This window comes from Streptomyces sp. NPDC056738 (assembly GCF_042790435.1).
GTDB lineage: Bacteria > Actinomycetota > Actinomycetes > Streptomycetales > Streptomycetaceae > Streptomyces.
Genome location: NZ_JBHTZF010000006.1, coordinates 219,536 through 242,287, shown reverse-complemented (window position 1 = coordinate 242,287; position 22,752 = coordinate 219,536). Strand labels below are relative to the sequence as shown.

15 protein-coding genes are annotated in these 22,752 nt (G+C 71.9%); 9 read left to right on the top strand and 6 right to left on the bottom strand.

What is annotated here, in order from left to right; genetic code table 11:
- The first annotated feature begins 162 nt into the window (after positions 1-162).
- From lnt to ACFRIC_RS18090, 4 genes are all read left to right on the top strand, one after another.
- Positions 163-1,776, top strand: coding sequence for an apolipoprotein N-acyltransferase (lnt, locus tag ACFRIC_RS18105; protein WP_382786565.1), 1,614 nt, complete (start codon positions 163-165; stop codon positions 1,774-1,776).
- A 213-nt stretch (positions 1,777-1,989) separates the two neighbouring features.
- Complete coding sequence (locus ACFRIC_RS18100) at positions 1,990-2,463, top strand: NUDIX domain-containing protein (protein WP_382786562.1); 474 nt, start codon at positions 1,990-1,992, stop codon at positions 2,461-2,463.
- 60 nt (positions 2,464-2,523) lie between these two features.
- Complete coding sequence (locus ACFRIC_RS18095; RefSeq protein ID WP_382786559.1) at positions 2,524-3,324, top strand: 3-hydroxybutyrate dehydrogenase; 801 nt, start codon at positions 2,524-2,526, stop codon at positions 3,322-3,324.
- A 346-nt stretch (positions 3,325-3,670) separates the two neighbouring features.
- On the top strand, positions 3,671-5,596 hold the full coding sequence (locus tag ACFRIC_RS18090; protein WP_382786556.1) for a helix-turn-helix domain-containing protein: 1,926 nt from the start codon (positions 3,671-3,673) through the stop codon (positions 5,594-5,596).
- 48 nt (positions 5,597-5,644) lie between these two features.
- Here ACFRIC_RS18090 and ACFRIC_RS18085 read toward each other — a convergent pair whose 3' ends face one another.
- Complete coding sequence (locus ACFRIC_RS18085) at positions 5,645-7,030, bottom strand: MFS transporter (RefSeq protein WP_382786554.1); 1,386 nt, start codon at positions 7,028-7,030, stop codon at positions 5,645-5,647.
- A 1,883-nt stretch (positions 7,031-8,913) separates the two neighbouring features.
- On the opposite strand from ACFRIC_RS18085, the gene ACFRIC_RS18080 reads away from it, so the two are divergent.
- The gene (locus ACFRIC_RS18080) at positions 8,914-10,098 is read left to right on the top strand and encodes a type III polyketide synthase (RefSeq protein WP_382786552.1); all 1,185 of its coding nucleotides are present in this window, start codon (positions 8,914-8,916) and stop codon (positions 10,096-10,098) included.
- Between the two features lie 170 nt (positions 10,099-10,268).
- On the opposite strand, the gene ACFRIC_RS18075 is transcribed toward ACFRIC_RS18080, so the two are convergent.
- Positions 10,269-12,434, bottom strand: coding sequence for a SpoIIE family protein phosphatase (locus tag ACFRIC_RS18075; RefSeq protein ID WP_382786549.1), 2,166 nt, complete (start codon positions 12,432-12,434; stop codon positions 10,269-10,271).
- 586 nt (positions 12,435-13,020) lie between these two features.
- Here ACFRIC_RS18075 and ACFRIC_RS18070 point away from each other — a divergent pair.
- Positions 13,021-15,378, top strand: coding sequence for an FUSC family protein (locus tag ACFRIC_RS18070; RefSeq protein ID WP_382786546.1), 2,358 nt, complete (start codon positions 13,021-13,023; stop codon positions 15,376-15,378).
- Between the two features lie 23 nt (positions 15,379-15,401).
- Here the strand turns inward: ACFRIC_RS18070 and ACFRIC_RS18065 are convergent, their stop codons facing one another.
- From ACFRIC_RS18065 to ACFRIC_RS18050, 4 genes are all read right to left on the bottom strand, one after another.
- Positions 15,402-16,022, bottom strand: coding sequence for a hypothetical protein (locus tag ACFRIC_RS18065; protein WP_382786543.1), 621 nt, complete (start codon positions 16,020-16,022; stop codon positions 15,402-15,404).
- Between the two features lie 85 nt (positions 16,023-16,107).
- Positions 16,108-16,926 carry a hypothetical protein gene (locus ACFRIC_RS18060; protein WP_382786540.1) on the bottom strand — a complete coding sequence of 273 codons (819 nt, stop codon included), beginning with the start codon at positions 16,924-16,926 and terminating at the stop codon, positions 16,108-16,110.
- Positions 16,923-17,291, bottom strand: coding sequence for a TraR/DksA family transcriptional regulator (locus ACFRIC_RS18055; RefSeq protein WP_382786537.1), 369 nt, complete (start codon positions 17,289-17,291; stop codon positions 16,923-16,925). The genes ACFRIC_RS18060 and ACFRIC_RS18055 overlap by 4 nt, the downstream gene beginning before the upstream one ends.
- A 34-nt stretch (positions 17,292-17,325) precedes the next feature.
- On the bottom strand, positions 17,326-17,664 hold the full coding sequence (locus ACFRIC_RS18050) for a TraR/DksA family transcriptional regulator (RefSeq protein WP_382786534.1): 339 nt from the start codon (positions 17,662-17,664) through the stop codon (positions 17,326-17,328).
- 440 nt (positions 17,665-18,104) lie between these two features.
- Between ACFRIC_RS18050 and ACFRIC_RS18045 the strand changes: the two genes are divergently transcribed.
- From ACFRIC_RS18045 to secD, 3 genes are all read left to right on the top strand, one after another.
- A complete protein-coding gene (locus tag ACFRIC_RS18045; RefSeq protein ID WP_382786531.1) occupies positions 18,105-19,058 on the top strand; it encodes a HAMP domain-containing sensor histidine kinase in 954 nt (317 codons plus the stop codon).
- A complete protein-coding gene (locus tag ACFRIC_RS18040; RefSeq protein ID WP_382786528.1) occupies positions 19,055-19,720 on the top strand; it encodes a response regulator in 666 nt (221 codons plus the stop codon). Before ACFRIC_RS18045 ends, ACFRIC_RS18040 begins: the two co-directional genes overlap by 4 nt.
- 622 nt (positions 19,721-20,342) lie before the next feature.
- The gene (gene secD / locus ACFRIC_RS18035) at positions 20,343-22,604 is read left to right on the top strand and encodes a protein translocase subunit SecD (RefSeq protein WP_382786525.1); all 2,262 of its coding nucleotides are present in this window, start codon (positions 20,343-20,345) and stop codon (positions 22,602-22,604) included.
- The last annotated feature ends 148 nt before the right edge of the window (positions 22,605-22,752 follow it).

Below are 22,752 nucleotides of genomic sequence, written 5' to 3'. Positions count from 1 at the left end.
GTGATGTGCAGGTTTGGGGACCGTTGTGCAGGAACGTTGCGGCAGGGCCGTACGAGGCGACCCGTCCATCCGTACGCGGCGACCTGTCAAGGGGTGTACCGCCCACCGGGACCCGACCGGCCGAGCTGTCCGCGCCCAGGTCAGGCGCCGTACACTCCCCGAGTGACCGCCACCGCAACCACCGTAGACGAGCCGGAACAGCTCGAACCCCAGGCCGTGCCCGCCTCGCGCGGGTCCCACCTGGTCCGTCGCCTCGTTCCGGCCGCCGTCGCGGCGCTCTCCGGAGTGCTGCTGTACGTCAGCTTCCCGCCACGGACCCTGTGGTGGCTCGCGCTGCCGGCCTTCGCGGTCTTCGGCTGGGTCCTGCGCGGTCGCTCCTGGAAGGCCGGACTCGGCCTCGGCTATCTCTTCGGCCTCGGATTCCTGCTCCCGCTGCTGGTCTGGACCGGCGTCGAGGTCGGCTCGGGTCCCTGGCTCGCGCTCGTCGCCGTGGAGGCCGTCTACGTCGCCCTGGTCGGCGCGGGGATCACCTTCGTCTCCCGGCTGCCCGGGTGGCCGCTGTGGGCGGCCGCCCTCTGGATCGCCGGTGAGGCGGCACGCGCGCGTGCGCCCTTCGGCGGCTTCCCCTGGGGGAAGATCGCGTTCGGACAGGCCGACGGTGTCTTCCTGCCGCTCGCCGCGCTCGGTGGCACCCCCGTCCTCGGCTTCGGCGTCGTGCTGTGCGGCTTCGGGCTCTACGAGATCGTCCGTCTCGCCGTCGAACGGCGCGGCAGCGGTGTCCTGCGCCGCGGCGCGGCCGTCGTGGCCCTGCTCAGCGTCGCCGTCCCCGTCGTCGGTGCGCTCGCCGCGCGGACGCTCGTCAGCGACAAGGCCGAGGACGGCACCGCGACGGTCGCGGTCATCCAGGGCAACGTCCCGCGCGCGGGACTCGACTTCAACGCCCAGCGGCGTGCCGTCCTCGACCACCACGTGCGCGAGACCGAGCGTCTGGCCGCCGAGGTCAAGGCGGGCAAGGTCGCCAAGCCCGACCTGGTGCTGTGGCCGGAGAACTCCTCCGACATCGACCCCTTCGCCAACTCCGACGCGAGCATCGTGATCGACCAGGCGGCCAAGGCGATCGGCGCCCCCGTCTCCGTCGGCGCGGTCGTCGAGCGGAACGGCAAGCTCTACAACGAGCAGATCCTGTGGGACCCGGAGAAGGGGCCCGTGGACACCTACGACAAGCGGCAGGTCCAGCCGTTCGGCGAGTATCTCCCGCTGCGTCCGCTGCTCAACGCCATCAACAAGAACTGGACCAGCATGGTCCGCCAGGACTTCAGCCGCGGCTCGAAGCCGGGCGTCTTCAAGATGAACGGCACCGGCGTCGGGCTCGTCACCTGCTACGAGGCGGCGTTCGACTGGGCCGTGCGCAGCACCGTCACCGACGGCGCGCAGATCATCTCCGTGCCCAGCAACAACGCGACCTTCGACCGCAGCGAGATGACCTACCAGCAGCTCGCCATGTCCCGCGTCCGCGCCGTCGAGCACAGCCGCACGGTCACGGTGCCCGTGACGAGCGGTGTCAGCGCCGTGATCATGCCCGACGGGAAGATCACCCAGAAGACCGGGATGTTCGTCGCGGACTCCCTGGTCCAGAAGGTTCCGCTGCGCTCCTCCGAGACCCCGGCCACCCAGCTCGGCATCGTCCCCGAGATCCTGCTGGTGCTCGTCGCGGCGGGCGGCCTCGGCTGGGCCGCCACGACGGCGGTCCGCTCGCGGCGCGACAGCGGCGTCTAGGACGCACCCGGCGTGGCCGGGCGCCGCGCAGGGGAGATTCTGCGGACACGCCCTGGGAGACGTCCCGCCGATCATGACGGCGGGCGTCGGGGCATGGGCAGGCCGGGGGGCGATACCCGTCGGTCGGCCTCGGCGGCACCCGTCGGCCGGCGTCGGTGGCACCTGTCGGCGCCTGCGTGCGGGGCGTCGGAGTCGCGCGGATAGGGTCGGGCTATGCCTACTCCCGACTTCATCCGCGAGATCCGGGCCTTCGCCGGCCACCAGCTCCTCTGGCTCCCCGGCGTCAGCGTCGTGGTCTTCGACGACGAGGGCAGGATCCTGCTCGGCCAGCGCTCGGACAGCCACAAGTGGGCGCTGATCTCCGGCATCCCCGAGCCGGGCGAGCAGCCCGCCGCCTGCGCGGTGCGCGAGGTGTACGAGGAAACGGCCGTCCACGTCGAGGTCGAACGCGTCGTGATGATCCAGGCCGGGGGACAGGTGACCTTCCCCAACGGCGACGTCTGCCAGTTCATGGACACCACGCTCCGCTGCCGTGCCGTCGGCGGTGAGGCCCGCGTCAACGACGACGAGTCGCTCCAGGTCGGCTGGTTCGCCGTGGACGCGCTGCCGAAACTGGACGACTACGCGCTCGTCCGGATCAAGCAGGCGCTGCTCGACGAACCCACATGGTTCGAGCCCATGACCTGAGGGTGAAGTGTGTGCGCTGACCACATCGGACGGGGTCTGGGCGCTGCCTAGGGTCGAGGCATGACCGCGCCCAGCGCCCTCCCGGGCCCCCACGCCTTCCCTCTCGACCTCGGCGGACGTACCGCCCTCGTCACCGGAGCCGCGAGCGGCATCGGCCGCGCCTGCGCGCTGCGGCTCGCCGCCGCCGGCGCCAAGGTGAGAGCGGTCGACCGGGACGCCGAGGGTCTGGAGACCCTTGCCGAGCGGACACACGGCCTGGCCGGCACGGTCGAGCCGCACGTCCTCGACCTCACCGACCTCGACGCGGCGGAACAGGCCGCGGCCGGCACCGACGTCCTCGTGAACAACGCCGGGCTGCAACTGGTCAGCCCCATCGAGGAATTCCCGCCCGACGTCTTCCACACGGTGCTGACCGTGATGCTGGAAGCGCCGTTCCGCCTCATCCGCGGCGCCCTGCCGCACATGTACGGACAGGGCTGGGGCCGCATCGTCAACGTGTCCTCGGTCCACGGACTGCGCGCCTCGGCGTTCAAATCGGCGTACGTCGCCGCGAAACACGGACTCGAAGGGCTCTCGAAGACCGCGGCCCTGGAAGGCGCGCCCCACGGGGTCACCTCGAACTGTGTGAACCCCGCCTATGTGCGCACCGCACTCGTCGAGAAACAACTGGCCGATCAGGCGCGCACGCACGGCATCCCCCGTGAGCGCGTCCTGACCGAGGTCCTGCTGCGGGACAGCGCGGTCAAGCGCCTCATCGAGCCCGAGGAGGTCGCGGAGGCGGTGGCCTACCTCTGCGGACCGCAGGCGGCCTTCATGACCGGGACGTCGCTCGCGCTGGACGGGGGATGGACCGCGCACTGAGCCGGAGCCCGGCCTCCTCCTTCCCCTGCGGATCCTGCCGCATCCGGGCCGGGGACGAGCCCTCCACCAGGCCGAGGAACTGCCCCCGCGGATGCTCCACCAAGCCGAGGAACTGCCCCGCGGACGGGCGTCCAGCAGGGCGAGGAGCTGCCTGCGGAGGGTCGTCCACGAGGCTGGGTACTGCCCTGCGAAGACTTGTCCACGAGCCTGACGTGCTGCCGCGGAGACTTGTCCACGAGCCTGAGGTTCTGCCTGCGGAGACTTGTCCACAGGGCGGAGGCGCCGCTTCGCGGGTGGTTGTCCACAGGGCGGAGGCGCCGAACCGCATATGCGCGATCCTGTTGCCATGTCCAGCGATCACCTGCCATCAGCCGAGCGCTCCGCCGACAGCGCGGAAGCGCCGTTCCTGGAACTCCTGGCCCGAGGAGCGACCGCCGACGCCTACGAGCAGCCGGTGCTGCTCGCCCGCGCCGAGGGCCTGCCCGACGGGCGCGTCGCCGCGCTCGAACGGGCCAAGCTGCTCGCGCTGCGCGTGCGCACGGAGATAGAAGGACGGCGCCGCCGCGAGGCCGAGCTCTCCGCGCTCTTCGAGACCGCGCACGACCTCGCGGGCCTGCGGGACCTCGACGCCGTCCTGCGCGCCATCGTGCAGCGGGCCCGGTCCCTGCTGGGCACGGACATCGCGTATCTCAGCCTGAACGACGCGACCAGGGGCGACACCTACATGCGTGTGACCGAGGGCTCGGTCGCCGCGCGCTTCCAGCAGTTGCGGCTCGGCATGGGAGAGGGACTGGGCGGACTCGTCGCCCAGACCGCCCGCCCGTACGTGACCGACGACTACTTCAAGGACGAGCGCTTCCAGCACACCCGGACCATCGACGCGGGCGTGCAGGACGAGGGGCTCGTCGCGATCCTCGGCGTGCCCCTGATGATCGGGCCCCAGGTCATCGGCGTGCTGTTCGCCGCGGACCGCAGGGCCCGGGTCTTCGAGCGCGAGCAGATCGCCCTGCTCGGCTCCTTCGCGGCCCTGGCCGCGGCAGCCATCGACACGGCCAACGCGCTCACGGAGGCGCGCTCCGCCCTGGACCGCCTGGGCCGGGCCAACGAGATCATCCAGGACCGCAGCGCGGTCATCGAACGCGCCTCGGACGTCCACGACCGGCTCGCCGAGCTCGTGCTGCGCGGCGGGGGAGTCCACGACGTCGCCGCCGCGGTGTCCGAAGTCCTGGACGGCACCGTCGAGTTCACGGAGCCCGGCGGAACACCTCAAGTGGCCGTGGAAGCGGCCCGCGCCGACGGTCACGCGGTGCGGCACGGCGACGACTGGGTCGCCGCGGTGGCCGCGGGAGGCGAACTGCTCGGCGCGCTGGTGCTGCGCGGGCATCCGGGCCTCGACCCCGTCGACCAGCGCACCCTGGAGCGCGCCGCGATGGTCACCTCGTTGCTCCTGCTCGCCAGACGCTCGGCCTCGGAGGCCGAGCAGCGGGTGCGTGGTGAGCTGCTGGACGACCTGCTGGACGGCCGGGACCGCGATCCGGGCCTGCTGCGGGCGAGGGCGACGCGGCTCCACGCCGATCTCGACGGACCCCATGTGGTGCTCGCGGCCCGGCTCGACGTCGTGGCCGCGGACGCCGGCCAGGAGGCGGGCGCGCGCAGACGGCTGTGGTCGGCCGCGTCCCATCTCGCCGCCACCCGTCACGGACTGGCCGCCGCCCGTGACGGAGGCACCGTCCTGCTGCTCCCGCTCGGATCCGGCGACACGGCGACGACGATGGCTCGCCGCACGGCCAAGGAACTGGGCACCGCCGTTCAGGAGGCCGTGACCGTGGGTGCCTCCGCGCCCTTCGACCGACTGGCCGCGCACCCCGAGGCGGTGGCCGCGGCCTACACGGAGGGGCAGCGCTGCCTGGAAGCGCTGCGCCTGCTCGGCCGGACCGGGGACGGCGCGGCAGCAGAGGACTTCGGCTTCCTCGGACTGCTGCTCGCCGGGGACAGGGACATCTCCGGCTTCGTCGCACGGACGATCGGCGGAGTCGTGGACTACGACGAACGGCGCGGGACCGACTTGCTGCGCACCCTCGACGCGTACTTCGCCAGCGGGATGAGCCCGGCCCGCACGAAGGACGCCCTGCATGTCCATGTGAACACGGTGGCGCAGCGGCTGGAGCGGGTGGGGCGCCTGCTCGGGGACGACTGGCAGACTCCGGCCCGCATATTGGAGATCCAACTCGCCCTGAGACTGCACCGGTTGTCGGCGGACGGACCGCACTGATCCCCGCACACGCCATCGCGTACGGGGATCAGGAACCGCGGGACGGGGTCAGACCGTGTGGGCGTCCGCCTGCGCGACCGGGGCCGGCCGGTCGTCGGGTACGGCGTCGACTGCGGACAGGTCGCGGTCGCGGGTCTCCTTGGCGAGGCCCACGGCGATCAGGGTCAGGACCACCGCCCCGATCACATACAGGGAGATGGGAGTGGAATTGCCGTAGGAGTCGAGCAGGGCCGTCGCGATGAGAGGCGCGGGCGCGCCCGCCGCGACGGAGGCGAACTGGGCCCCGATGGAGGCACCCGAGTACCGCATCCGGGTCGCGAACATCTCGGAGAAGAAGGCGGCCTGGGGCGCGTACATGGCGCCGTGCAGGACCAGGCCGACGGTGACGGCGAGGATCAGGTTCGCGAAGCCGCCGGTGTCGATGAGCGAGAAGAACGGGAACATCCAGAGACCGACACCCGCGGCGCCGAGCAGATAGACGGGGCGGCGGCCGATGCGGTCGGAGAGGGCGCCCCAGGCCGGGATGACGGCGAAGTGCACGGCCGAGGCGATGAGAACGGCGTTGAGCGCGGTCTGCTTGGAGACGCCGGCCGAGGTGGTGGCGTACACGAGGATGAAGGCGGTGATCACGTAGTAGCTGATGTTCTCGGCCATGCGGGCGCCCATCGCGACGAGCACGTCACGCCAGTGGTGGCGCAGGACGGAGACCAGCGGAAGCTTCTCCTTCTCGTCCGTTCCGGCGGACTTGCGGGCCTCGGACCGCGCCAGAGCCTCCTTGAACACGGGCGATTCATCGACAGACAGACGAATCCACAAACCGACGACGACCAGGACCCCGGAGAGGAGGAACGGCACGCGCCAGCCCCAGGAGAGGAAGGTGCTGTCCGACTGCGTGGCGGTCAGCAGTGACAGGACACCGGTCGCCAGGAGCTGACCGGCCGGAGCACCGGTCTGCGGCCATGACGCCCAGAACCCCCGCCGCTTGGCGTCACCGTGCTCGGACACCAGCAGGACCGCGCCGCCCCATTCGCCGCCCAGTGCGAACCCCTGCACCAGACGCAGCGTGGTGAGCAGGACGGGAGCCGCCGCGCCGACGGTCGCGTGCGTGGGCAGCAGACCGATCGCGAACGTCGCCCCGCCCATCAGCAGCAGACTCAGCACCAGCAGCCGCTTGCGGCCGAGCCGGTCACCGAAGTGCCCGAACACGAGCGCGCCGAGCGGCCGGGCCGCGAACCCGACCGCGTAGGTGAGGAAGGACAGCAGCGTGCCGACGAGCGGGTCGGAGTCGGGGAAGAACAGCTTGTTGAAGACCAGGGCGGCGGCCGAGCCGTAGAGGAAGAAGTCGTACCACTCGATGGTGGTGCCGATGAGACTGGCGGCGACGATGCGCTTCAGATGGGCGGATGTCGGGGGAGCGGATGCTGCGGAGGCCATGTGCGCCACTTCCTCGTGTGCGGTGGGGACGGGTACGTGTCGGCACACCGTAGGAACAGCCAGTTCAGGCGCACATGTGGTGGGACAACATAGTTCGAGGGGTGCCTATGCGTGCGGCCACCATGCCGGTTCGCGGATGAGTGGCCGTGGTCGCCGTGCGGTTGCCGCTGCCCGCGGGACTCTCCTTGGCCTGACCGTCCTGCCCCAGGACGTCGCAGGAGCGAAGAAATGGCGACCAGGGGGCGTCGAGCCGTGGGAGGCGAGCAGCACTCGGCCCGGATCGAGCCGCAACCGTCCGGCTCGTACGCCGAGGGTGTCGTGCCGTCCCGAACCTCAACGTCCCTTCCAGCGGAGTTACTTACCCCACTGTTCGGCCCGCGGGTGAGCGCTGGCTCGATGCGCCCCGTTGAACCCAGTAACCGGTGAACCACCTATAGACCGGTAAGTGAGGTTCGTACATGTCAAAGATCGGTCCGAAACAAACCAAGAGGCGTCTCCCTGCCGCTGACTGCTGCCCGGGTCGGGCGCACCTTTGCTCCCGTCAACTCAAGGACTGAGGACGGTCGCTTCATGGACTACTGCATCCCGTGCAACCGCACGCTCAACGGCGCTGTCACCTGCCCGGAGTGTGGGGCACACGACCCCGGCATGGCACAGGTGAGTGATCGGAGGGGCGGTGCTCCGACCCTCGAGACCGTGATCCCGGAGATCCGCTCGGGTCGGGGACCGAACTCCTCCGGATCGCTCCTTCCCGGGTCACCGACTGCCTCGCGAGATCCGTCGGCTGACCGGCACGATCGTCCGGTGCGGCTGAAGAAGTACGCCGTCCGGTCTCTTGCCGCAATCGCCTTCACCCTCCTCGGAGGCCTGGCCACGGCATCGGTGTTTCCCCAGTCGGCGGCCCCGCGAGCAGCCTCGATACCGGAACAGCCGTCCCCCGACGGGACCGCGGTTCGCGTTCCCGATTCACAGGCTTCACCAGAGCGTGTGAGCACGCACCCGGCCCGAAGGGGCGTCCGGGACCGAAACGGTGACGGGATCGGGCGTCCTCTGCCAACGGCGACTCGCAGCATGGCACCGGTCTCTCGGCCGCCCGCGACCACCAGTGCGCCGCCGCCGGTGAAGGCGAAGCCGACCCCCCGAGCCTCCAGCGGCCGCCGCCCCAGCTCGCCCTCGCAGACGGCAACCCCTTCCGCGCGGCCCTCCGCCAGTTCCTCCGCCAGTCCATCCGTCAGTCCTTCCGGCAGCATCAGCGCCTCTTCCACGAGTTAGGCATCCGCCTGATCGGCAGCGAACTACCGGCCCACCGAACGCCTTACCGGCCGGCAGCGCTTGGCTGCTGGGCTGAGCTGCCTCGGTCGCGCCCACCGTCGCGCAGGTCAAGTGGGCGCGGAACCGGCGTCCCCACGGCGGACGGTCCATGGGGGCCTCACTTTTTGGGCTTGGCGTGACATCCGGGCGGCGCTGTCGGTCGACGGCTTGACGGCTCGCGAACTGGTCGTGAGCGTGCGCACTGTCGTGGACGGCGACTTCGGAGATCTGCGGGTCGGCCTGGGGAATTTCGGCGAACCCCGTGGGCGCCGACCCTGACTCGCCGACGATGCGTGCCCGGACCGGGTGGCCTCCCCGGCTGACGTGGGGTCAGCCGAGACTTGTGGAATCGCTCCGAGGGCCCTCCGCTTCGGCGGTGTGTGCCGCATCACGCGCCCCAAGGGTCACCCGAGTTGTCTTGGTCACAGCGGTATTGCCCCTTTTGTGTCCATGCTCGACCTGGACAGCGACTCCCGAAGGGGAGCCCGTCGGCATGGGCGCGACCTTCCGAAGCGGCCCATGCCGCAGCCCTCGTGACGTTCCTCCTTGTTCTCCCTGGAAAGGTGCCCCTCATGGCCGCTTACGTCTGCCCTCCTGCCGTGATACACGGCGAGCACGCCGTGGAGACCCGTCAGATCGTGGCGGAGGTGCGCGACCGGCACCCGCATGCGGCGTGGGCGCCGCGGATCGACGGCATCGCGGCCAGTACGGGCATCGACACCCGCGGGTGGATGCTGCCGCTGGAGACCGTCGTCGCGCCCGGCGACGGCAGCGGCCTGCAGGCTGTCGGCATCAGTACCGCCCAAGAGGCCCTGGCACGCGACGGGTTCACCCAGCAGGACGTGGACCGCGTGATCGCCGCCCTGGAGGCGATACCCGCGCCGCAGACCGTCCAGGAGCGCACCGCGCCGGCCTGGGAGGCCGTGCAGTCCTACGGGGAGCGTGCGGCGCGCGGGGCCCTGCAGATCGCCGGGCTGGACGCCACGGACATCGACTGCCTGATCACCAGTCACTCCACCACCCCGGCGCTGCCCGGTCTGGACGTCGCCCTGGCCAACAAGCTTGCGCTCCGCGACGACGTGATGCTGTTGCCGGCCACGCAGTGGGCCTGTGTCGCGGGGACCCGCTCCCTGGCCCTGGCGGCCGATCTCGTGGCCGCGGACCCCGATCGGGTGGTCCTGGTCGTGATCGCGGAGGCGCTGAGCACGACCTACCAGCCCGCGGACGACACCCTCGAGTCCCTGATCGTCCGGTTGCTGTTCGCGGACACCGCGGTCGCCGCGGTGGTCACGGGCCGCCCGAGGCGCGAGTCGGTCCTGCGGCTGGACGCGGCCTGGCACCACACCGTGCCCGACACCCAAGACCTGCACCGCCTGGAAACACGGGCGGACGGTACCCACTTCGTGATGGACCGGCGCGGCCCGCGTGCCGTACAGGAGACGGTCACCGCGATGTGGGAGTGGCTGCGCGCCCGATACCAGGACGACCCCGACTCCTGGCACCCCGACGTGCTGCTCGCGCACCCCGGCGGGACCCGGGTGCTGGAGTACATGGAGCAGACGATGCCCGACGCGTGGCCGTCCGGGCTGCTGGACCACAGCCGGGACAGCTACACCAGCGGCAACCGTGGAGGCGCCGCCGTGTTCGACATCCTGAGGCGGGCGCACGACGCCGGACAGAAGTCGGGCAGTCGCGCCGTCCTGTACGCGGCGGCACCGGGCCTCACCGCCACCGCCCTGGAAGGGGAGTGGCTGTAGCGCGAGCCCGCGCCACCCGCAGCGGCGGACGGTCGCCATCATCACCGGTCACGCCATCGGTACCGCTGAGGGCGTCGTGCGGACCGTCGGTGGCGCCGGCTGACGCCGCACGCCGCCCCTGCCCTCGCCGCGCTCGCGCACGCCCGGCGGCGCCCCGCTCCGCAGCCGCGTCATCTCGCGACATCCGCCCAGACCACCTTGCCGGTGTCCGTCCACCGCACCCCCCACCGGGTGGTCAGCCGGTGCACGACGTGCAGGCCACGCCCGCCGTCGTCGAGGAGGCCGCCACGGCTCAGGCGTGGCCTGCCGTTGCCGGTGTCGCCCACCTCGCACAACAGGCCGTGACCACCCGCCCTGATCAGTCGTATCGTGATGGGTCCGGTGGCAAAGCGCACCGCGTTCGTGACCAGCTCGCTGACCAGCAGTGCCACGTCGTCCTGGGTGTCGCTCCTGATGTGCCACCGGCGCAGCAGTGCGGAGACGTGCGCGCGGGCACGGGCGGGCGCGTCGTCGCGGGCGGGTAGCCGCCAGGTCGCGGTGTCCCCTTTGCGGTGGCCGATCATGCGCGCGAGCAGCAGGGTCACGTCGTCGCGCCGGCGCACGGGCGCCAGCGCGGAGACGACGTGCCGTGCGGCCTGGTCCAGGGGATCCCAGGGGTGCACCGTGGAAACGGCATCCGCCAGCCTGCTGATGCCCTCGTCGATCGACAGGGCCGGATCCTCCACCAGACCGTCGGTGTAGAGGGCGAGCAGGGAGCCCGGCGGCACGCCGAACGTGTGCACCTTGAAGGGCTCCCGCAGCGCGAACTCGGCGCCCAGGCCGGGGTGAGGGTGCACCGCGAGCGGGCTTGCGTCCCCGTTCGGAAGCACCAGGACCGGAGGGAGGTGGCCCGCGCTGGAGAGCGTCACGTGGTGGCCGACCGGGTCGTAGAGGGCGATGCAGCAGGTGGAGCCGAGGGCGCTGTAGCCGGCCGCCAGCCCGGACTCCGCGTCGTCCAGCAGCGTCACGGTCTCGTCCAGGTGCTCCAGCACCTCGTCGGGTGCCAGCCCCGCGGACAGCAGCGCGCGGGCCTCCATGCTCAGCTGGCCCATGGTTGCCGCGGCTCCGAGGCCGTGCCCGACGACGTCACCGACCACCAGCGCGGTACGGCCGTCCGGCAGCGGAAAGCTGTTCACCCAGTCGCCGCCGACGCCCGCGCTGTCGGGGGTGGCGGGCTGGTAGACGCTGGCGATCTCCATCGTGTGGCCACCGGTCCGCGGCAACAGCCGGCGCTGCAACGCCAGCACCTGCGTGTGCTCGCGCTGGTGTTGACGGGCGAGGTCGACGTGATGGGCGGTCCTGGCCACGAGTTCCTGCAGGTCGAACAACTCGCTGTCGCGGAAGGGGCGGCCGGCCCGCCGCCAGACCTCCGCCAGCCCCAGCACGACGGGTGGCGTGCCGTCCAGGACCAGCGGTACGCACGCCACACTCGCCGACCGGTCACCGGGCACCAGGGCACGGATGACTCGCTGACTGCCGAGCAGCCGCTCGACCGCCTTCCGGTCGGGTATGACGATGGGCTGCGGGGCATCGTCCCGCCGCACCGCCTGAGCCAGCAGGCGACTCGCGTCGCTCGGAAGGTCGCCGCCCGGAGTCACGTAACCCTCGGGCCACGCCCGGTCCGGCACCAGGGCCGCCCGCCGTAGCCGGATGCGCCCCCGCGCGTGCTCGGTGACTCCCTCGCCCGTCCAGACGGCGAAATCGAGGTCGACGGCGGCCACCTCTCCCCAAGCCAGCAGGGACTCCGCCAGCGACTGCGCGGTCTCCCCGATGTCCAGCGAGGTGCCGATCGCGGTCTCGGCGGCGTACAGGTGCAGCCTCCTGGCCATGGCGATCACGGAGACGGTCAAGCCCTCCTGAGGCGGCGCGGCGGGCAGGATGCTCAGCGAGACCACCAGCTCCGACCCGTCGGAGCGCCGCAGGCGCTGGATCCGGGCGACGTGCGCCTCACCGATCTCCAGGACCTGCCGCAACCGCCGTGTGACCGTCGGTACGTCCCCGGCGGGCAGGAGATCGGCGAAAGGACTCCCCGCCACGGCGTCCAGACCCGCGAAGACGGGGGCGTCCAGATTGCATCGGGTGATTCTCAGGTCCCTGTCCAGGTTGACCACGCCGAGAATCTGATCCTGACGGTCGGCCGCCGAGTTGTCGGGTACGCGTTGGCGGGTGGCGCGGTCGCCCCGCGCCTTCGCGGGACCGGCCGCCGCAGGCGCTCCGCCGCGCGGGATGTAGCGCCCGAGGGCACTGCTGACCATGTCGAACGGAGAAGAGGACGATGGGGAGGGTGTGGAGTCCATGCGGCTCTCTCGCAATCCCCGGCGCAGCGCCGGGGCTGTTCTCGGACCCATGCGTCGGGGCACCGAGCTCCCGGGGCGCACACCTCATTGAATACCACCGGAGCTCGCTTCGCCCACACCAGCGGATCGCGCGGGGAACGCTGCCCCTGCCGGAATGGCGCGGCCGGTGGGGCCGTGCTGACCTGCCGGGGGCATCGCCCGTCAGGGCGCGACGACCGCACCAGGACCACCGGGCGCCGGCCCCGACGGCGACGGCCGGTCCGGGTTCGCCGGAGAGACGCGCACAGGAGCAGCATGATCAGACCGCCCTCGAGCGCGTTTCCGCGCTTCCGGTCGGCTTGGCTTCTTGAATCAGGGTGCCCCGTCACGAAGCGTGACGAGACCCTCCACCTGCGCGACGACGACGGCCTCGCCGCCGAGATGCGCGCGCTTGAGGCTCAGCCTCCTCTCCGCGAGGGACGCTGCTTCGCGGCGGAAGCACGGTCGCGCGACCCTCCCGGGGCCGGAGCCTGACGGGTCTTCACAGGGCGAGCTGTCAGAGTGACGTGACGTGCGAGAGACCTGATGTGTCTGGGAGGCGTCTGCTGTGAACGTCCTGCGGTCCCTGCTTCGGCGCGACGCGGGGCTGACCGCGCTCCGCAGGTCGGTCAGAGCCGCGATCGTCGCTCCTGGGCTCTTCGCCGTCGCGCTCGCGGTCACGGACAGTCCGGTCGTCCCGCTCTTCGCGGCGTTCGGATCGATCGCGATGCTGCTGTTCGTGGAGTTCGGTGGGCCCATGCGCGACCGGCTCGTCCAACAGGCCGCACTCGTCGTGACGGGAGCGGTGCTGATCTCCCTCGGCACGCTGGTCTCACGCGAGGTATGGCTGTGCACCCTCGCCACGGCGGTCGTCAGCTTCCTCGTGCTGTTCTCCGGCGTGGTCAGCTCGGCCCTGGCGGGTGCCTCCACCTCCCTGCTCGTGAGTTTCGTGCTGGCCGCCACCCTCCCCGGGACCGCGCAGGCGATCCCGGACCGGCTCGCGGGCTGGGGTCTGGCCGGCGTGACCTCGCTCGTGGCCGTCCGGGTGCTGTGGCCCACTCCCGTGCGGGAGCCGCTGCGGAACGCCACCGCCGACGCGTGCCGGGCACTCGCCGTGCAGCTCAGGGCCGAGGCGGACTGCGTCCTGCGCGGGTTCGGCACGGCGGACCGCTCGGCGCTCGGCACGATCGTGAGCGAGGCGAAGGACGCGGTGACGGCGCTGCGCGAGGCGTACTTCGCCACCCCCTACCGGCCGACCGGTCTCTCCACGTCCACCCGCGTCCTGATCCGTCTGGTCGACGAGGTGCTGCTGCTCGCCACGATCCTGGACCGCGTGTCCGTGGGCGAGAAGGCGACCCCCTCGGACGCGGTCGTCTGCGGGGTGAAGACGGCCGCCGCGGATCTGCTGCGGGCGAGCGCGGAGGCGTTGTCCGCGACGGACGACCAGGAGCCCGGACACCTGACACCGTTGCAGGAACGTCTGGCCGTGACGCGGTCGGCGATGGAGAACACGGTCACCTCCTTCCGGCCGGTCACCACCGATGGCGGCCAGGCCGGGAAGCCGCGGGCCGAAGCCCGGCCCGGCGCGACCGCCACACGCTTCGTGAGCTCACTGGAACCGAGCTTCCGCGCCCAGGAGATGAGCTTCGCGGTCTCCGCGATCGCCAGGAACGTCGAGCTGATCCTCGCGGCGCGTGGGCGCACCCTGTGGCAGCGGCTCATCGGACGACGCCCCGAAGGCGCCGCCTCGACGCTGGCCTCGGCCCAGGAACGGGCCGGTGCGCACACCGAGCGCCACTCGGTGTGGCTGCGCAACAGCGTCCGCGGCGCGATCGCCCTGGCTCTCGCCGTGCTGGTCGCGGAGCGGTCGGGTGTGCAGCACAGCTTCTGGGTGGTCTTCGGAACGCTGGCCGTCCTGCGCTCCAGCGCCGTCCTGACCGGGCAGAACTCGCTGCGGGCGATCGCCGGTACCGCGGTCGGCATCATCATCGGCGGTGGACTGATCTACCTGATCGGATCGAACACCCCGTTCCTCTGGATCCTGCTCCCCATCGCGGTGCTCTTCACCGGCCTCGCCCCGGCGACCATCTCCTTCGCCGCGGGCCAGGCCGGCTTCACCGTGTCGATCCTGATCCTGTTCAACCTCCTCGAACCCGTCGGCTGGAGCGTGGGGATCGTGCGGATCGAGGACGTCGCGATCGGATGCGCCGTCAGCGTCGTCGTGGGAACGCTGTTCTGGCCCCGCGGCGCGGCGCCCCTCCTCGGGCACGCCCTCGCGGAGGGGTTCGCGGAGAGCACCCGGTATCTGCGCGGCGCCATCGGCTACGGAGTGACCCGCTGCGACGGCCTCGTACGGACCGCTCCGCTCCCGGAGGAGGAGCGCTACCGTGCCGCGGCGGCGGCCCGGCGGCTCGACGACGCCTTCCGTGGGTTCCTCGCGGAACGCGGCACCAAGCACCTTCCGCTGACCGACATCACCACTCTGGTGACGGCCGTCGCCGTGCTCCGGCTCACCGCCGACTCCGTACTCGACCTGTGGGAGCGGGACCGGGGGCAGCCGGGCGCCGACCGTACCGCCGCCCGCTCGGAGATCGATCGCTCGGGGGACGCGCTGGTCGCCTGGTACGAGGCCACGGCGAACGCCATGACCGGGTTCGGTGACGTGCCCGAGGCACAGCCCAGGGACGTCGGGGCCGACGAACGGCTGATCCACGCGGTCGAGCGTGATCTCGTCGACGAGAACATCGAGCAGTCACCGGCCGCCATCCGGGTCGTGTGGACCGCCGACCACCTCGAGGCAGCGCGGCGGCTGCAGCGGCTCGTGCTGAAGCCGGCCCGTGCCGTGGCCGAGCGGCAACGCGAGCACAACGCCCGCCTGGGCCTGTTCCGGCCCTCCGGGCGCCCCCACGCGAACCGGACGCGCTGAACCGGCTTCGGCCGGGGGAACGGTCAGCGGGAGGCGGTCCACCGGGGAGCGGTGTCGGCCCAGGCCGTGTCCCACCGGGCGAGGTTGTGCCGCGCCAGCCCGCGGACGACGCAGCCGTACGCGCCGGCGCCGAGGGCGGGGACGGCGAGACCGGCGAGGACGGCGCAGGCCATGGTGCGGTCACGGACCTGTTCCGGGGTCAGGGGCGGGCCGGTGATCCTTCCTTCGGTGTCCACCCAGACGCGGACGGTGCTGCCCCTGCTGAGCGCCGGTTCGACGTCGGCCTTGGCGGTGCGGACGTGCCCTTGGGCGTCGGTGAAGCGCACGGTGACGGGGTAGAGCGCCTCCTTCGCCTCGTCCGATCCCGGCTCCGGGTGCCGGGGGGCGTCGTGGACCAGTACGGCGGTGGTGTCGTACCGGGTGGCGGCCTGATGCCGTGCGGACTCCCTGTGGTGGCGGTAGGAGGCGTCGCCGACGAGGAACATGGCGGCGGGGATGCCGACGAGGACGGCCAGCAGCAGGCCGACGGCGACCCACGCCTGTGCGAGATCGGTGCGCCGGCGCAGGGGATTGCGCCGCCAGCGCCACCACAGGATGCGCGGGAGCTCTTCGGGAGGGTGTGACGGGGGCGTCGCGCGGGCCACGACGTCGCTCCTTCCGTGGGGGCGTGGCGGCCTCACCGGATCTTGCGGGGACGGGGACGGGGACGGGGGCTGGAAAGGGGGTGCGCTAGGAGCGGTGCGCGTCCGTGATGGCGTGGACGGAGGGATGGGCCTGGGCGGCCTGAAGGAGTTTCGCGGCGCCGCGGACCGCCGCCGTGTGCGGTGCAGGGACGGGCTGGACCGGCGCGCGCAGCCGGTCGGCGAGCCGATACGTGATGTCGGGCCGCAGCGCGCCCCCACCCGCGAGAAGGGCGCCCCGGTGCAGGGCCTCGAACGTCGCCGAGGTGTGGTCCTGCTCCAGCATGGTCGTCACCATGGCGACGACCGCCTCGGTGATCCTCGCGGGCGGGGTGCGGCTGTCCAGGTCGCTGGTGCCCAGGGCGGTGTGGCGCGCGTCGGTCACCGCGCCGTCGGCGAGCAGCGTGACCTCGGTGAGGTGCGCGCCCATGTCCACCACGAGCAGGGGACAGGTCGGGTCGGCGTCGGCGGCGACGGCCACGGCGCGCGCGGTCGGGACGGTCAGGACCGAACGCGGGCGCAGGATCTCGACCGCGGTGCGGGCCTGGGCCCGATATGCGATTCCGCCCAGTACGGGTGTGGTCAGGATGAGCAGGGGACGCCCGAAGCGGGGCAGACGATGGCCGAGCAGCCGGTTCAGCATCCGGGCGGTTCCGGGCGCGTCGACGATGGTGCCGCGCTGGATGGGGTAGGTGGCTCCGGCGCCCGGGAAGGTCACCGTGGGTACGTCGAGGATCATGCGGCGCCCGGACATCCAGGCGCGTGTGCGGGCGCTGCCCAGGTCCAGGGCGATGCCGGTGTACGGCCGGCCCCGGGACCACGTGCGGTTCCGGGCGGGCGCGGGGCCGGGCCCCGGTGGAAGCGTCACGGCCTGGCCTCCCGGACGTGTTGGCACCGGCCGCAGTAGCGCGCCTGCGGCACGATCATCAGTTGTTCGCGGGCCATGGGCGTGCGGCACAGGTGGCAGATGCCGTAGTGACCCAGGTCCATCCGTACGAGGGCGGCTTCGACGTCGGTGAGGACCATGGCGGCGGAGGCCGCGAGCTTGACGCGGACCTCCATCTGGCCGGCTGTCCGCCGGTCGAGGAACGCGTCGGCGCCGTTCGCGGCGTCCGAGAGCTGCTGCAGTTGCTCCCGGCGGAACAGGAGCTGCTCGCGCAGGTCCTCGCGCAACACGGCGAAGTCCTCGGGCGACAGGGTCGTATCGCGGTCGTCGATGATCTGGTGGTTCACCCATTCACCCCCGGGCAGTGCGGGCGGGCGGTTGTCAGCCGGCGCTACGCTGGCACGGGACGCAGTACGCCGTGTGGGGCAGGATTTCCAGACGCTCGACCGGGATCGCTTCGGAGCATTTCCGGCAGACGCCGTAGCTGCCGTCCTTGACGCGGGCGAAGGCGGCCTCGACCTCGGTGAGGACGCGCTTGATGGTCTCTTTCCGCGCTGCCATCGCGTGTTCCTGCCCGCCCTGCGTGACGTCGCCCGTGACCTCGCCCATGGCGCTCAGCTCCACGAGGCGGGACGAACGTTCGTGTTCGAGGCGCTGCAGGGCCTCGTGCGCCGTCAGCCGCTCACGGCGGGTTCCGGCCTGGGGCGTATCGAGTGACATGGTGGTTCCTTCCTGCGACGGGGAGGCGGCTCGCGCCGGGCGGGGGATCGTCGGGGATGTCGGGAGCGGGGGAGGGCGGTTGTGGTTCATGCCTTCACCGTCGTCGCAAAGCCACCCGGAAACCATCGGGCGCGATACCCATCTCCGGCCTGTCCGGGAGCCCATCGCGGCCCCTCGCGGCCCCTCACGGCCCCTCGCGGCCCCTCACGGCCCCTCGTGGTCCGTCGCGGCGCGGGCGGGATCGTTCCAGAAGACGCGGGCGGCACTGATCCAGGAAATGGGCATTGGAGCCCATCGACGGTGGGCCCGGGAAGCGGGCAGCCTGGAAGTGGGCCGGTCAGGACCGGTGCCGCCGGCTCGTCCTCGGGCCGTGCGTGACCGGCAGCCGGGACCGGGCCTGCCGCACGCAGCCATGTCACACAGAGAAAGGCGTCATCCGGGTGTCCCTGTTCTGGAGGGTCTTCGCACTCAACGCGGTCGTGCTGGGAACCGCCACCGCGCTGCTGCTGTGGGCTCCCGTGACCGTCTCGGTGCCCGTGGTGCTGACCGAGGCGGTCATCCTCCTGGCCGGCCTGGTCGTCATGCTGGTCGCCAACGCGGCCATGCTGCGGATCGGCCTCGCCCCGCTCGAACGGCTCACCCGGCTGATGACCACCGTCGATCTGCTGCGCCCCGGGCAGCGGTTGCCGGAAGGGGGCCGCGGCGAGACCGCCGAACTGATCCGCACCTTCAACGCGATGCTCGATCGCCTCGAGCACGAACGTGCCTCCTCCAGCGCCCGCGTCCTGCTCGCGCAGGAGGCGGAGCGGCGACGCATCGCCCAGGAACTGCACGACGAGGTGGGCCAGAGCATGACCGCGATCCTGCTCGCGCTGGAGCGGGCCGCCGACGACGCGGACGAGCCGCTGCGCGGTGAACTGCGGCAGGTGCAGGAGATCACCCGGGGGAGCCTGGACGAGGTGCGCCGTCTGGCGCGTCGTCTGCGGCCGGGCGTGCTGGAGGACCTCGGCCTGGTCAGCGCCCTGACCTCGCTGACCGAGGAGTTCTCCACCCACGTCGGGCTGCGCGTGGTGCGCCGCTTCGACACGGGCCTGCCGCTGCTGGACCAGCAGACGGAGCTGGTGCTGTACCGCGTCGCCCAGGAAGCCCTGACGAACGCGGCCCGCCATGCCGAGGCGAGCCAGGTCGAGGTGAGCCTGCGTCACACCGACGAGGCCGTCGTGCTGACCGTCGTCGACGACGGCCGCGGCAACGGGGTCGCCCGCGAAGGGGCGGGAATCCGCGGCATGCGCGAGCGGGCCCTGCTGATCGGGGCCACGCTGGACGTCACCTCTCCACCGCAGGCCGGCACACAGGTCCGGCTCACCGTGCCCCTCGTCAGGAAGCAGCCATGAGCACCCCCCACGCCTCCGTGATCCGCATCCTCCTCGCCGACGACCACGCGCTGGTACGACGCGGTGTGCGGCTCATCCTCGACCGGGAGCCGGACCTGGAGGTGGTCGCCGAGGCCGGGGACGGGGCGGAGGCCGTCGAGCTGGCCCGCACCCACGACGTCGACTTGGCCGTCATGGACATCGCCATGCCCCGGATGACCGGTCTGCAGGCCACCCGGGAACTCCTCGCGCTCAAGCCGGACGTGCGGGTGCTGATGCTGACGATGCACGACAACGAGCAGTACTTCTTCCAGGCGCTGAAGGCCGGAGCCAGCGGATACGTGCTGAAGTCCGTGGCCGATCGCGACCTGGTGGCGGCCTGCCGGGCCGCGATGCGGGACGAGCCCTTCCTGTATCCCGGCGCCGTCACCGCGCTCGTCCGGAACTACCTGGACCGTGTCCGCCAGGGCGAGGAGCCGCCGGAGCAGGTGCTGACGGCGCGCGAGGAGGAGGTCCTCAAGCTGGTGGCCGAGGGGCACTCCTCCAAGGAGATCGCCGAGATGCTCTTCATCAGCATCAAGACCGTGCACCGGCACCGGGAGAACCTGCTCCACAAGCTCGGCCTGCGTGACCGGCTGCAACTCACGCGCTACGCGATTCGCGTCGGCCTCATCGAGGCCTGACCCACCGACCGCCTCAGGGCCCCGGCCCCTACCCCCGAGCCGGGGTCCTGAGGCTCCCTGGCCGAGGTCCCGAATTCCCGTGGCTCGACACCGCGGCCACCAGACCACCATCGAGACCGAAGGGGCGGGGATGGCCCGGTACGTGCCTGCCCTTCCGCGCCGCCCCCGTGGCCCCGGGATGGTGCCGGCGCTCCTGCTCGCCGTGCTCATCACCGTGCTCGGCCTGTCCGCACCGGGCGGCGAGGACTCATGGGCGTCCGCCGGCACGGCACCCGTCGGCACAGCATCCGCTGACAGGTCGGTGCGCAGCGACACGCACGTGGACCAAGGGGATCCCGCCCTCATCACCGCCTCCGTTCGCAGCCTTCGGGATGCCGCCGGCGAGCGTCAGCCTCCGCCGGTCTCCGCCCCGGGCGTATCCCATGGTCCGGCCGTCGACCGGCTCCAGCCCACCCGGCCCCCGCTCGCGGCCGTGGACCCCTGCGGATCCGGGCGACCTTCGCACCGTCACGGTGTACGGGCACCTCCCTCGACCTCCGGAATCTGAACCCTCTTCCCCGCTTCCCCCCTTCCTTGGCCGCGGCCGGTGCCCTGGCCGCGGCATGCCCGCCGGAGGCTCCCCGTGAACCGATCCCCGCACGTCAGAGGCCTGATCGCCCTCGCCGTCGTCGCTCTTTCCCTGTATGTCGCGCTCACCGTGCCCGTCACCCTGGGACTTGATCTGCGGGGCGGCACCCAGATCGTGCTGGAGACCCGCCCCTCCACCGCCCCCGCCACCGACGCCGACACCGATGGCGACGCCGAGACCGACACCGACGTCACGGATCGCACCGTGGAAGTGCTGCGCGGCCGTATCGACGCGCTCGGTGTCGCCGAACCCACCATCACCCGCTCCGGCACCGACCGGATCGTCGTCGAACTGCCCGGCCTGCAGGATCCGCGGAAGGCGGCCGACGTGCTCGGCCGCACCGCCCAGCTCACCTTCCACCCGGTGCTCGGCACGGCGGTCGGCCCCGACGACGCGGCGGATCCCCTGCCCAAGCGGGCGCGCGAGCAGGTGATGCCCGACGAGTCGGGCCACCCGCTGCGCCTGCGGACCGCCTCCCTGACCGGGAACGAGGTGGACAAGGCAGCGGCCCGCTTCGACCCGCAGGGCGGTGCGGGATGGCATGTGACCGTCGACTTCACAGGAGCCGGCGAAGCGGGATGGGCCCGCCTGACCGGCGAGGCCGCGTGTCACGCCGCCGGGGATCCCGCCCGCCGGGTCGCCATCGTCCTGGACGACAAGATCATCTCTTCGCCGGAGGTCGATCCGTCGGTGGCCTGCCGGTCCGGCATCACCGGTGGCTCCACCCGGATCACCGGGTCGTTCGACGACGCCGAGGCCAAGGAACTGGCCCTGCTCATCAACGGCGGCGCCCTGCCGGTACCGGTCGAGACCATCGAACAGCGCACCGTCGGCGCGACCCTGGGAGCACAGGCCGTCACGGCCGGCGCCTGGGCCGCCGTGATCGGTACCGCTCTCACCGCGGTGTTCATCATCGCCGTGTACCGGATCATGGGCGTCCTGGCCACGGTGGCCCTGGCCTGCTACGGCCTGATCTCCTACGCCGGTCTCGCCGCCCTCGGCGCCACCCTGACACTGCCGGGCCTCGCCGGGTTCGTCCTGGCCATCGGGATGGCGGTCGACGCCAACGTGCTCGTCTTCGAACGCGCCCGCGAGGAGTACGCCTCCCGCCTTCGCCCCACTCCACGGTCGTCGCTGGCCGCGGGCTTCCGTCAGGCCTTCAGCGCGATCGCGGACTCCAACATCACCACACTGATCGCCGCCGGCCTGCTGTTCCTCCTCGCCTCCGGGCCCGTGCGCGGGTTCGGAGTCACCCTGGGGATCGGCGTACTCGCCTCCATGGTCAGCGCCCTGGTCATCACCCGCGCCCTGGCCGACTACGCGGTCGCCCGGCCGCGTCTGCGCCGCCGCCCGCGATTGACGGGCATCGCGCACACCGGCGTCGTCCGCGAGCGCCTCGGCCGTACCGCCCCGAACCTGATGGGCCATCCGCGCCCGTGGCTGGCGGCCTCCGCCGCCGTCCTCGTCCTCGCCGCTTCCGGGATCGCCGTACGGGGCATCGACCTCGGCGTCGAATTCACCGGTGGCCGACTCGTCGCGTACGACACGGCTACTCCCGTCCATCCCGATCGGGCCCGCGGCGCGCTCGCCGACGCCGGATTCCCCCGGGCCGTCGTCCAGAGCTCCGGCGAGAACCAGCTCACCGTCCGCACCGGGCAGTTGAGCGACGCCCAGGCGGCGACGGTCACCGAGACCGTCAGCGGTCTGGCGGGCGGAGCCGACAAGATCCGGGACGAGGCCATCGGGCCCAGCCTCGGCAAGGAACTCCGCCAAGGCGCCATCGTCGCCCTGATGGTCGCTCTGGGGGCCCAACTCGTCTATCTCGCGGCTCGTTTCCGCTGGCTGCTGGGAACCTCCGCGGTCGCCGCGCTCGCCCACGACGTCGTGATCCTCGTCGGCGTCTTCGCCTGGCTCGGCAAGCCCGTCGACGGCGTCTTCCTGGCCGCGCTGCTGACCGTCATCGGCTATTCCGTCAACGACTCGGTCGTCGTCTTCGACCGGATCAGGGAACTCGGCCGCCGCAAGGGCGAGGAGCCCTTCGCCCGCCTCGCCAACCGGGCTCTCCTGCAGACGCTGCCCCGCACCGTCAACACCGGCATGGGGGCGGCCTTCATCCTCACCGCACTGGCCGTCCTCGGCGGTGACACCTTGTCCGATTTCGCCCTCGCCCTCCTCATCGGCCTCGCGGTGGGCACCTACTCCTCGATGTTCACCGCCACACCGCTGGCCATCGAACTGCACCGACGCCGCAGGTGAGTTCCGCGCCCTGAACGCCGGGCCGGTGTCGTGGTGCGTCCCGTCGGCGGGACACACCACGACACCGCGGGACCGCCCCGCGGCGCCTCCGCGTCCCCCTTGCACCGGATGGATCGATAAGTCAATTCACCGACCACCGCCTGCAGTT

Coding starts and splice junctions, on each gene's coding strand:
- ACFRIC_RS18095 (WP_382786559.1), top strand. CDS start 2,524: ATGACCGCGCCCAGCGCCCTCCCGGGCCCCCACGCCTTCCCTCTCGAC.
- ACFRIC_RS18085 (WP_382786554.1), bottom strand. CDS start 7,030: ATGGCCTCCGCAGCATCCGCTCCCCCGACATCCGCCCATCTGAAGCGC.
- ACFRIC_RS18040 (WP_382786528.1), top strand. CDS start 19,055: ATGAGCACCCCCCACGCCTCCGTGATCCGCATCCTCCTCGCCGACGAC.
- ACFRIC_RS18100 (WP_382786562.1), top strand. CDS start 1,990: ATGCCTACTCCCGACTTCATCCGCGAGATCCGGGCCTTCGCCGGCCAC.
- ACFRIC_RS18090 (WP_382786556.1), top strand. CDS start 3,671: ATGTCCAGCGATCACCTGCCATCAGCCGAGCGCTCCGCCGACAGCGCG.
- ACFRIC_RS18075 (WP_382786549.1), bottom strand. CDS start 12,434: ATGGACTCCACACCCTCCCCATCGTCCTCTTCTCCGTTCGACATGGTC.
- ACFRIC_RS18050 (WP_382786534.1), bottom strand. CDS start 17,664: ATGTCACTCGATACGCCCCAGGCCGGAACCCGCCGTGAGCGGCTGACG.
- ACFRIC_RS18080 (WP_382786552.1), top strand. CDS start 8,914: ATGGCCGCTTACGTCTGCCCTCCTGCCGTGATACACGGCGAGCACGCC.